Annotated in this window: 1 protein-coding gene; it reads left to right on the forward strand. The window is 31.7% G+C overall.

The window, feature by feature from the left end:
* Positions 1-688 (forward strand): FadR/GntR family transcriptional regulator (locus ACFVSH_RS26840; RefSeq protein WP_387708872.1); only part of this gene is annotated, 688 nt, incomplete at its 5' end.
* Positions 689-1,216: the final 528 nt, after the last annotated feature.

The following is a 1,216-nucleotide window of genomic DNA, read 5'->3' on the forward strand; positions in this document are numbered from 1 at the left end:
AGGTGGGTTATCACCAGGAGATAGATTGCTATCTGAACGCGAATTGTCTACACAGTTAAAGGTTAGCCGGACAGTAATAAGAGAAGCTTTAAAGTCATTAGAAATGCTTGGCATGGTTGAAGTGAAGGCTGGTGGTACCTTTATTAAGGAACCTGAGTTGAAAGGGATATATCATACCCTATCCTATACAATGGCTTTGGATAGTGTCACTATATTTGATTTGTTAGAAACTAGGAAAATCATTGAGGTTCAAGCAATAAAATTAGCATCAATCCGGAGAACAAGTAATGACCTGGCGATCATATCTGAAATATTAGAAGAAATGAAAAAGGCATTCATTGAAAATGATTTTCAGAAGAGTGTAGCTGCAGATCATAAATTTCATTCTTATATAGTAAAGTCCAGTCAAAATAAGGTTCTCTCAATAATGATGGAAGCGGCATCCGATTTATTTAGAGAGGTCTTATTTATCACAAGAGAAAAATTAGGTCAATACAGTGGAATGGATAAGGCAATTTATGCCCAACATTTTTCAATCTTTAAAGCAATTAAAGATCAAGATGCTGAATATGCAGAGAAAATCATGACAGAACACTTAGATTCATTAGAAAGTGAATTGAAAATGATTTTCCAAGGTATCGAACCAGAACTTCCAAGAATAGATGAAGATGATTTAGATGATCTTTAAATCTTTATAAATAATTCTAATTTTGTGCATTTTATAATATGCATTTTTACTGCTACTACCTTTCTGACCCGGTTGAGAATCATTGGGTAAGCAAGGAACGGGAAATTTTACTATAAGATATTCCTAGCGGAAAGAAGAAATAAAGGGTGATAATTCTTGGCCAATCTTATTTAAGCATGTCAGAATTTGAACTTTTTTATGTAGCAAAATGAAGCAATACGAAAGTAGTTTAAAATTAGTACTACTTACTAAAAGAAGAAACTCATCAAAAAAGTATTCGGGAGAAAAATTATATTGTATAAATGGAATTTTTATTAATACCTATGGATTCTTCAACCACTAAGACTCTTTTCCATTACATCTGCGTATAATTTTTGTTATAAAGTAAAACTATGTTTGATCAAACATATCGTGTGAATCAGCGTTTTACGGCTTACAAAAAAACCAAAGCATTCATTTTAAGCAAACTTTATTAATAACGGTTCAACTTTTTTATAAAGTTGCAAACATTATTGAAAAGCTACATTC

Source organism: Peribacillus sp. NPDC058002 (assembly GCF_042886655.1).
Taxonomy (GTDB): Bacteria; Bacillota; Bacilli; order Bacillales; family DSM-1321; genus Peribacillus; species Peribacillus aracenensis.